Annotated in this window: 9 protein-coding genes; 7 read left to right on the top strand and 2 right to left on the bottom strand. The window is 73.6% G+C overall.

The features are described 5' to 3' along the window. Positions 1–165: 165 nt before the first annotated feature. Complete coding sequence (locus tag ACFP3R_RS37255) at positions 166–609, bottom strand: metallopeptidase family protein (RefSeq protein ID WP_380643728.1); 444 nt, start codon at positions 607–609, stop codon at positions 166–168. Between the two features lie 147 nt (positions 610–756). Between ACFP3R_RS37255 and ACFP3R_RS37260 the strand changes: the two genes are divergently transcribed. The 6 genes from ACFP3R_RS37260 (at position 757) to ACFP3R_RS37285 (ending at position 6,024) form a co-directional block, all read left to right on the top strand. Then, complete coding sequence (locus ACFP3R_RS37260) at positions 757–1,113, top strand: DUF3499 domain-containing protein (RefSeq protein WP_380643712.1); 357 nt, start codon at positions 757–759, stop codon at positions 1,111–1,113. A gap of 79 nt (positions 1,114–1,192) precedes the next feature. After that, complete coding sequence (locus ACFP3R_RS37265; RefSeq protein WP_380643714.1) at positions 1,193–2,545, top strand: phosphomannomutase/phosphoglucomutase; 1,353 nt, start codon at positions 1,193–1,195, stop codon at positions 2,543–2,545. 5 nt (positions 2,546–2,550) lie between these two features. Beyond that, entirely contained in the window at positions 2,551–2,748 is a 198-nt protein-coding gene (locus tag ACFP3R_RS37270; protein WP_380643730.1) for a Trm112 family protein, read from the top strand. Between the two features lie 6 nt (positions 2,749–2,754). Further along, on the top strand, positions 2,755–3,831 hold the full coding sequence (locus ACFP3R_RS37275) for an SIS domain-containing protein (protein ID WP_380643716.1): 1,077 nt from the start codon (positions 2,755–2,757) through the stop codon (positions 3,829–3,831). 4 nt (positions 3,832–3,835) lie between these two features. After that, the gene (gene manA, locus ACFP3R_RS37280; RefSeq protein ID WP_380643719.1) at positions 3,836–5,056 is read left to right on the top strand and encodes a mannose-6-phosphate isomerase, class I; all 1,221 of its coding nucleotides are present in this window, start codon (positions 3,836–3,838) and stop codon (positions 5,054–5,056) included. Between the two features lie 44 nt (positions 5,057–5,100). Continuing rightward, positions 5,101–6,024 (top strand): cation diffusion facilitator family transporter, encoded by a 924-nt coding sequence (locus ACFP3R_RS37285; protein ID WP_380643721.1) that lies wholly within the window; start codon positions 5,101–5,103, stop codon positions 6,022–6,024. 105 nt (positions 6,025–6,129) lie between these two features. Here the strand turns inward: ACFP3R_RS37285 and ACFP3R_RS37290 are convergent, their stop codons facing one another. Next, positions 6,130–7,650, bottom strand: coding sequence for an amino acid permease (locus ACFP3R_RS37290; protein WP_380643723.1), 1,521 nt, complete (start codon positions 7,648–7,650; stop codon positions 6,130–6,132). 83 nt (positions 7,651–7,733) lie between these two features. Here ACFP3R_RS37290 and ACFP3R_RS37295 point away from each other — a divergent pair, with 83 nt between their 5' ends. Beyond that, positions 7,734–9,023, top strand: coding sequence for a glutamate mutase L (locus ACFP3R_RS37295; protein WP_380643726.1), 1,290 nt, complete (start codon positions 7,734–7,736; stop codon positions 9,021–9,023). Positions 9,024–9,161: the final 138 nt, after the last annotated feature.

Here is a 9,161-nt window from a genome sequence, read left to right on the forward strand (position 1 = left end):
CGACACGGTGGTCCTGAACGTACGACTCGCGCACGTGTCGAACACTCGCGCCGCGCGAGTCGTACGTTCAGGTCGCGCGAGTCGTACGTTCAGGTTGGGTGAGTCGTACGTTCAGGTCGGGTGAGTTGAGCGTTCGCGAACGGTGAGTTCGGGGTTGGGTGGCGGTCAGTCGCCGTCGATCACGTCCGGGTCCAGGCCCAGGTAGTTGGCCACCTGTTCCACCAGGACGTCGTGGACCAGGTCGGACAGGTCGGCGCCGTCCTTGGCGCGGGCCTCCAGGGGGCGCCGGTACAGGACGATCCGGGCGCGGCTGTCGGTGCCGGCCGGCACCAGGCGGGCCAGCGGGACGTTGCCGTCCTCCACCACGTCGCCGTCGTCGTTGGGCGCCACGTCCGGCACGTCGTCCACCGCGACGTCGAGCTGGGTCAGCTCGGTGCGCCACCGCGCCTCGATCGGTTCCAGCGCCTCCAGGACCAGCGCGTCGAAGCGCTCGGCCCGGCTGCGCGCCGCCGGCAGGGAGGCCGGGTACAGCGGACCCCGCAACCCGCGCCCGTGCCGGTCGCGGTTGCGTCGCCGCGGAGCGCCCTGCCTCCGTGAACCCCGAGCCATCACCACGGCGTCCAGCCTAGTTGTCCGCCGCCGGGCCCCCGCCGGTACCTCCGCGACCAGGCAGGTCGTCGAACTCGGGGGCCGCCTCCAGCGCCGCGCCGGAGGTAATCCAACACACCCGGCGCGGGACGCGATATCGTCCCCGCCGTGCGGAGCGTGAGACGGTGCTCGCGAACCGGGTGCGGGAACCCGGCAGTCGCCACGCTCACGTACGCCTACGCGGACTCCACAGCGGTGGTCGGACCACTCGCGACCTACTCCGAGCCGCACTCCTACGACCTCTGCGAGGAGCACGCGCTGCGCCTCACCGCCCCCCGCGGCTGGGAGGTCGTGCGGCACCAGGGCGAGTTCCGGGCCCCCGAGCCCACCGTGGACGACCTGACCGCCCTCGCGGAGGCCGTGCGCGAGGCGGGGCGCACACCGGCGGTCGAGGTGCCGGAGGTGCCCATGGGCACCATCAGGCGCGGCCACCTGCGCGTTCTGCCCGATCCGCGCGAAGACTGAACGACCGGACACACCCCCCGAACGCGCGCGCCGGTACGCTTCCCACGGCAGTGTCAAGAGCCAACTCGGGAGTGTGGCTGTGCGCGATCTGTCCGGCATCGTCAAGGCTTACGACATCCGCGGTGTGGTCGGGGAGCAGCTCGACGAGGGCGTCGTGCGCGATTTCGGCGCCGCGTTCGCGCGCCTTGTCGACGGGCCCGCCGTGGTCATCGGCCACGACATGCGCGAATCTTCCCCCGGCCTGGCGGCCGCGTTCGCCGAGGGCGTGAACGCCCAGGGCGTCGACGTGGTCAGCATCGGCCTGGCCAGCACGGACATGCTCTACTTCGCCTCCGGCAAGCTCGACCTGCCCGGCGCGATGTTCACCGCCTCCCACAACCCGGCCAAGTACAACGGCATCAAGCTGTGCCGCGCGGGCGCCGCCCCGGTGGGCCAGGACACCGGCCTGGCCCAGATCAGGCAGGACGCCGAGCAGGGCGTGCCCGACGCGCGGGACATGGCCAAGGGCACCGTCAGCCGGCGCGACATGCTCTCCGAGTACGCCGACTACCTGCGCGAACTCGTGGACCTGCGGGGCAGCCGGCCGCTGAAGGTCGTGGTCGACGCGGGCAACGGCATGGGCGGCCACACCGTGCCGGAGGTCTTCCAGGGCCTGCCCATCGAGGTCGTCCCGATGTACTTCGAGCTGGACGGCAGCTTCCCCAACCACGAGGCCAACCCGCTCGACCCGAAGAACATCGTCGACCTCCAGGAGCGCGTCCGGCAGGAGAACGCGGACGCCGGCGTGGCGTTCGACGGCGACGCCGACCGCTGCTTCGTGGTCGACGAGCGCGGCGAGCCGGTGTCCCCGTCCGCGATCACCGCGCTGGTCGCGGTGCGCGAGCTGGCCAAGGACCCGGGCGGCACGGTCATCCACAACCTGATCACCTCCCACGCGGTGCCGGAGATCGTGCGCGAGCACGGCGGCAACCCGGTGCGCACCCGCGTCGGCCACTCCTTCATCAAGGAGGAGATGGCCCGGACCGGCGCGATCTTCGGCGGCGAGCACTCCGCGCACTACTACTTCCGCGACTTCTGGCGCGCCGACACCGGCATGCTGGCCGCGCTGCACGTGCTGGCCGCGCTCGGCGAGCAGGACGGCCCGCTGTCCTCCCTGACCAGCGCCTACGAGCGCTACGCCGCCTCCGGCGAGATCAACTCGACGGTGGACGACCAGCAGGGCAGGCTGGCCGCCATCAAGGCCGAGTTCGGCGGCCGGGAGGGGGTCGAACTCGACGAGCTCGACGGCCTCACGGTGAACCTGCCCGACGGCTCGTGGTTCAACCTGCGCGCCTCCAACACCGAGCCGCTGCTGCGGCTCAACATCGAAGCCGCCGACGCGGCCTCGGTCGCGGCGCTGCGCGACGAGGTCCTGGCGATCGTGAGGGGATGAGCGCCGTGGCGGTCCAACTCGACGCGCAGTTGATGGAGATCCTGGCCTGCCCGTGCCCGGAGCACGCCCCGCTGCGGGCGGGCACCGCGACCGACCCGCAGGCGGACTACCTGACCTGCACCTCGTGCGGTCGGTCGTTCCCGGTCCGGGAGGGCATCCCGGTGCTGCTGCTGGACGAGGCAGTCGAGCCGACGGCCGGGTGACCCAGCGTGCTTGACGACAGCCTGCTCGACGACCAGCACCGGCTCACCGACGCCGACCCGGAGGGCCTGCTGCGGGCGGCCGCCCGCGCGGGCGCGCAGGTCCGGGCCACCGCCGAGGTGACCGCCGAGCTGGGCGTGCGACGCCTGCTCGACGACCGCCCCCGGGCGGTGGTCATGATCACCCGGCCCGGCGTGGCGAGTGCCGTGGCGGGCCTGGTGACCGCGCTGCTCGGCCCGCGCTGCCCGGTGCCGGTCGTGGTCTCCGACGACGTGCCCACGTGGGTGGGCGCGCTGGACGTGGTGCTCGCGCACACCGAGGACCCCGGTGACGTGCTGCTGGCCGAATCGGTGGACCGGGCGGCCCGGCGCGGCGCGCGGGTGGTGCTGACCGCCGAGCCCGAGGGCCCGGTGGCGGCCTCCGCCGCCCAGCGCGCCCTGCTGGTGCCGCCGCGCGTGGCCGTGCCGCAGGGCTTCGGCTTCGCCCGCGGGTTCGCCACGTGGGTGACGGCGCTCAACGCGATGCGCCTGCTCGACGTGGACGTGCAGGCGGTGGCCGACGAGCTGGACCGGGAGGCCGAGCGCTGCCACCCGGTGCACGAGTCGTTCGTGAACCCGGCCAAGGCGCTGGCCCTGCGGGTGGCCGACCGCACCCCGCTGCTGTGGGGCCTGGACGACGTGGCCGCGGCGGTGGCCGCGCACGGGGCGAACGCGCTGGCGGCGTACGCGGGCGTGGTGAGCGACGTGGCCGCCTACCCCCAGGCCCTGACGCGCCCGGTGCTGCACCGGCGGGCGGTGCGCGGCACGTCGGGCGCCGACCTCTTCGCGGACCCGGACGACGAGCAGGACGGCCTGGTGCGCGTGCTGCTGCTGGCCGTGCGCCAGGGGCCGCAGGCGGAGTTCGCCCGACGGGTCGCGCTGGAGACGTTGTCGGGGGCCGACGTGCTCGACCCGGCCGAGGAGGTGGGCGGCGGCGACGCCGTGTGCGCCACCCTGCTCGCGCTGCGGTTCGAGCTGGCCGCGCTGTACCTGGGCCTGGCCGCGGGCACGCTCGGCGGGCCGGGGCGCTACGCGCCGGCCGTGTGAGGGGATGACTGTGGAACTGCTGCACAACGCGGTCCGGCCGTACGCGTGGGGTTCGCGCACGGCCATCGCCGAGATGCTCGGCAGGGAGGTGCCCGCGCCGCACCCGGAGGCCGAGCTGTGGATGGGCGCCCACCCGGGCGACCCGTCCCGCGTCGTCGGCCGGGACGGGTCGGTGCGCTCCCTGCTGGAGCTGCTCGCCGAGGACCCCGACGGGCAGCTGGGCGCGCGCTGCGCCGACCGCTGGGGCGGCAGGCTGCCGTTCCTGCTCAAGGTGCTGGCCGCCGACGAGCCGCTGAGCCTCCAGGCCCACCCGTCGGCCGAGCAGGCCGCGCTCGGGTTCGCCACCGAGGACGCGGCGGGCGTGCCGGTCGACTCGCCGGTGCGCAACTACAAGGACCCCTCGGCCAAGCCGGAGCTGATCTGCGCGCTGACCGAGTTCCACGCGCTGTCCGGGTTCCGGGAGCCGGAGCGGTCGGTGGCGCTGCTGCGGGCCCTGGACGCGCCGGACTTCGCCCCCTACACCGAGTTGCTGGCCGCCCAGCCGGACCCCGACGGCCTGCGCGCGCTGTTCACCACGCTGATCACGCTGCCGCAGACCGCGCTGGACGTGCTGCTGCCGCAGGTGCTGGACGCGTGCGTGGTGCACGTGAAGGAGCACGGCGAGTTCGACCTGGAGTGCCGCACCGTCCTGGAGCTGGGCGAGGCGTACCCGGGTGACGCGGGCGTGCTGGCCGCGCTGCTGCTCAACCGGCTCGTGCTCCAGCCGGGCGAGGCGATGTTCCTGCCCGCCGGCAACCTGCACGCCTACCTGCACGGCACCGGCATCGAGATCCTGGCGAACTCGGACAACGTGCTGCGGTGCGGGCTCACGCCCAAGCACGTCGACGTGCCCGAGCTGATGCGCGTGCTGGACTTCACCTGCGGCGACATGCCGTTGCTGCGCGGCGAGGAGACCGCGCCGGGCCTGTGGACCTACCGCACGCCGTGCCCGGAGTTCGAGCTGTCCCGGGTCGAGGTGACGCCGGGCGCGGAGGTCCGGCTGGACCACGGCGGACCGCAGATCCTGTTCTGCGCGCGCGGCCGGGTCGCCCTGACCTCGGCGGGCGGCGCGCCGCTGGTGCTGGAGCGGGGGCGGTCCGTGTGGCTGCCCGCCGTCGATCCGGCCGTGGTGGCGTCCTCCGATGTTTCGGCTCAGCTTTTCCGCGCCACCCCCGGTGTTGAGTAGGGTCACCCCGACCAAACGGACGTCCGGCGCAGTAGGGAGCAATCGTGTCAGCAGGGGGCGGGACCAAGGCGATCATCGCCGCGCTGGTCGCCAACGCGGGGATCGCCATCGCGAAGTTCATCGGCTTCCTGATCACCGGGTCGTCGTCGATGCTCGCGGAGTCGGTGCACTCGGTGGCCGACACGTCCAACCAGGGCCTGCTGCTGCTCGGGCAGAGGACCGCGAAGCGGAAGGCCACCCTGGCGCACCCGTTCGGGTTCGGCCGGGACCGGTACTTCTACTCGTTCATCGTGGCGCTGATGCTGTTCAGCCTCGGCTCGGTGTTCGCCCTGTACGAGGGCATCCACAAGCTGGAGGCGCACGAAAAGCTCAGCAGCCCGCTCGTCGCGGTGGTCATCCTGGTCGTCGCGATCGGCCTGGAGACCTACAGCTTCCGCACCGCGATCGTCGAGTCGAAGGCGATCAAGGGCAACGCCACGTGGTGGCAGTTCATCCGCCAGTCCAAGGTGCCCGAGCTGCCGGTGGTGCTGCTGGAGGACGCGGGCGCGCTGTTCGGCCTGGTGCTGGCGCTGATGGGCGTCGGCATGTCGACGCTCACGGGCGACCCGGTGTGGGACGCGATCGGCACCATCTGCATCGGCGTGCTGCTCGGCGTGATCGCGATCATCCTGATCATCGAGATGAAGTCGCTGCTGATCGGCGAGGGCGCGTCGCAGACCGAGCTGGACGTGATCGTGGACGAGCTGGCGGCGGGCAAGGTGCAGCGGGTCATCCACGTCAAGACCCAGTACATGGGCCCGGAGGAGCTGCTGGTGGCGGCGAAGATCGCGCTGGAGCCGGGGCTGTCGCTGGCCGAGGTGGCGCAGGCGATCGACCACGCGGAGCAGCGGGTGCGCAACCGGGTGCCCGCGGCGCGGCTGATCTACCTGGAGCCGGACCTGGACCGGTCGACGGCGGTCAAGGCGTAGTCCTCCGAGGCGCAGTCCCAACGTAGTCCCGGCGCCGGGACGTCCTCGAACGCGAAGGGCGACGAGCTGTTGAGCTCGTCGCCCTTCGTCGTGGGTGGGCCGGGACTACGGGACCTCGTCCTCCTCCACCGCGGGAGTGCCGCCGACCCCGCGCCGGCCCAGCACCGAGTGCCGGCGGCTGTAGGCGAAGTACACGACCACGCCCAGCGCCATCCACACCAGGAACCGCACCCAGGTCAGCGCGGTCAGGTTCAGCATCAGCCACAGGCAGGCCAGGATGGCGAGCACCGGCACGAGCGGCACGAGCGGCACGCGGAACCCGCGCGGCAGGTCCGGCCTGGTCCTGCGCAGCACCAGCACGCCCGCCGACACCAGGATGAACGCGAACAGCGTGCCCACGTTCACCATCTCCTCCAGCTTGCCCGCCGGGAAGAAGCCGGCCGCGATCGCGACCAGCACGCCGATGACGGCGGTGATCCGGTGCGGCGTGCCGTGCCGCCCGGTGCGGGCCAGGCCGCGCGGCAGCAGGCCGTCGCGGGACATCGCGAACAGCACCCGCGACTGACCCAGCATCAGCACCATCACCACGGTGGTCAGGCCGGCCAGCGCGCCCACCGAGATGACCGTGGCGGCCCAGTCCACGCCGTTGGCGGAGAACGCGGTGGCCAGCGTGGCGCGCGTGCCGTCGGGCTGGGTCTTCAGCTCGGTGTAGGGCACCATCCCGGTGATCACCAGCGACACCGCCACGTACAGCACGGTCACGATCGCCAGCGAGCCGAGGATGCCGCGCGGCACGGCCCGCTGGGGGTTCTTCGTCTCCTCGGCGGTGGTGGCGACCACGTCGAAGCCGATGAACGCGAAGAACACCAGCGACGCGGCGGCCAGCAGCCCCAGCACGCCGTAGGTGCTGCCCTCGAACCCGGTCAGGAGCGAGAACAGCGACTGGTCCAGGCCCGTCGCGGTGGCCTCACCGGTCTCGGCGGGCGGGATGTAGGGGCTGTAGTTCGCCGTGTTGACGTAGGAGATGCCGAGGACGATCACCAGCAGCACCACGCCCACCTTCACGGCCGTGATCACGGCGCTGACCCGGGACGACAGCTTCGTGCCCACCACCAGCAGCGCGGTCAGCGCCGCGACCAGCAGCAGCGAGCCCCAGTCGACATCGACGCCGCCGATGCTCGCGGTGGTCGGCACCGACAGCCCGAACTGCCCGAGCACCGCCTCCAGGTACAGCGACCAGCCCTTCGCCACGGCGGCCGAGCCGACCGCGAACTCCAGCACCAGGTCCCAGCCGATGATCCACGCGGCGAACTCGCCGAACGTGGCGTAGGAGAACGTGTACGCGCTGCCCGCCACCGGCACGGTGGAGGCGAACTCGGCGTAGCACAGCGCGGCCAGCGCGCAGGCGACCGCCGCCAGCACGAACGCCAGCGACACCGAGGGTCCCGCGAGGTTGCCCGCGGTGGACGCGGTGAGGGTGAAGATCCCCGCGCCGATCACCACCGCGACGCCGAACACCGTCAGGTCCCACGCGGTGAGTTCCCTGCGCAGCCTGGTTCCCGGTTCGTCGGTGTCCGCGATCGACTGCTCGACCGATTTCGTGCGCCACAGCCCGTTCCCCGGCACGGCACGCCTCCCTCAGGTGCTGGTGGTGATCTGCTCAGACTAGGGTCGGCGCGCCGAACGGGCGCACCGGTAGGTTGCCCCGCATGACCGTGCTCTGCCTGGACATCGGCTCGACGTGGACGAAGGGCGCCCTCGTGTCGGAGGCCGGGGAGCTGCTGGGCACGGCGCAGCACCCGACCACCCCGCCCGAGGTGCTCCGGGGGGTTGACTCGGTGGGCGGTTCGCTAAACCCCGCCGGGAACCCTGCCGAAAACCCCGCCGGCCGGGTGCTGGCGTGCTCGTCGGCGGGCGGTGGGCTCAAGCTCGCGGTCGTCGGGCAGGAACGCCTGGTCAGCGCCGAGGCGGGGTACCGGGTGGCGCTGGCGGCGGGCGCGAAGGTGGTGCACGTGTCCGCCGGGCCGCTGGACGGCGCGGGCGTCCGGGAGCTGCGCGCGGCCAGGCCGGACGTGGTGCTGCTGGTCGGCGGCACGGACGGCGGCGACGACTCGGTGCTGCTGCACAACGCCGGCCGGCTCGGCGCGAACCGGCTGGCCTGCCCGATCGTGCTGGCGGGCAACGCCGAGGCGCGCCCGGAGGCGGAGCGGCTGCTGGCCGGGCGCACGGTGGTGCCCACCGCGAACGTGCTGCCGGACGTGGGCGAGCTGGCGCCGGGCCCGGCGCGCGCCGCGATCCGGGAGGTGTTCCTGCGGCACGTCATCGGCGGCAAGGGCCTGTCGCGGGGACCCCGGTTCCGGCGGCTGGTGCGGGCGGTGACGCCGGACGCGGTGCTCACGGGGGTGTCCCGGCTCGCCGCGCGGGACCGCGGGGGCGCGGTGCTGGTGGTCGACGTGGGCGGCGCGACCACCGACGTGTACTCGGCGGTGTCGACGGCGGCGGGGCCGGAGCGGGTGGTGGCGCTGCCGCCGGACCGCCGCACGGTCGAGGGCGACCTCGGGGTGCGCTGGTCCGCGGGCACGCTGGTGGAGGTGGCCGCGCGGGAGAAGCTCATCGGCGGGGCGGAGGCGGCCGCGCTCCGGTCCGGGGCGGTCGCGCGGTCGGCCGACGTGGCGTGGCTGCCGGAGGACCCGGCCGCGGACCTGCGGCTGGGCGTGCTCGCCGCGGTCCTGGCCGTGCGCAGGCACCTCGCGCTGGTGGAGGGGCAGCTGGGTCCGAGGGGCGCGGGCCTGCTGGTGCTGTCCGGCGGGGTGTTCCGGCACGCTGGACCCGTGGCGGAGGTGGAGCGCGTGCTGCGCGCCGACCCGGTGCTGCGGCCGGTGCTGCGCCGGGCGGCGGTCACCGTCGACCGGGACCACGTGCTGGCGCCGGCGGGCCTGCTCGCGGACGCGGGGCTCGTGGCCGCCGCGGACCGGCTGCTGGCGCGCCTGCCGGGGTGAGCGGGCCGCCGGTGACCCGGTCCGCGGGAACGGGACCGGGTCACCGGCGGGGGCTCACATGCCCGCGAACCTGCGCAGTCCGGCGAGGTCGGGCACGAGCACGTCACGCCTGAGGTGGCTGACCACGACCCCCGCCTT

The organism is Saccharothrix lopnurensis, from assembly GCF_042658445.1.
In the GTDB taxonomy this organism is placed as follows: domain Bacteria; phylum Actinomycetota; class Actinomycetes; order Mycobacteriales; family Pseudonocardiaceae; genus Actinosynnema; species Actinosynnema lopnurensis.